The sequence below is a fragment of the Herpetosiphon llansteffanensis genome, from assembly GCF_003205875.1.
Classification (GTDB): Bacteria; Chloroflexota; Chloroflexia; order Chloroflexales; family Herpetosiphonaceae; genus Herpetosiphon; species Herpetosiphon llansteffanensis.
Map to the genome: position 1 here is coordinate 1 of NZ_PUBZ01000048.1, position 436 is coordinate 436.

Consider the following 436-nt stretch of genomic DNA (forward strand, 5'->3'; position numbering starts at 1 on the left):
CGCCAACACCTACGTCGCTGACGAGGACGACGCCTGACGGCGCCCATTCCGGGCGGCAGAAGCGATGCGATATGGGCAGCCTCACACCTCGTCAGGTCGCAACCGGTGAGTAGCACCACACGTCACGACTTACCCTGAAAAGCGTGACTGACGCACCGATCGGCATCTTCGACTCCGGCTACGGCGGTTTGACCGTGGCGCGCGCCGTGCTCGACCAGCTGCCGCACGAGAAGATCATCTACCTCGGCGACACCGCCCGCGCGCCCTACGGCCCGCGGCCCATCGCCGAGGTGCGGCAGTACGCCATCCAATGCCTGGATTCGCTCGTCGAGCAGGGCGTCAAGGCCCTCGTCATCGCGTGCAACTCGGCGTCCGCAGCCGTCCTACACGACGCGCGCGAGCGCTACGACGTGCCCGTCGCCGGGCGGATGACCTC

General features: G+C 67.7%; 1 protein-coding gene. It reads left to right on the forward strand.

What is annotated here, in order from left to right; translation table 11 throughout:
- Positions 1-143: 143 nt before the first annotated feature.
- A partial coding sequence (locus tag C5S61_RS03145) for an aspartate/glutamate racemase family protein (RefSeq protein WP_205701351.1) occupies positions 144-436 on the forward strand: 293 nt, incomplete at its 3' end.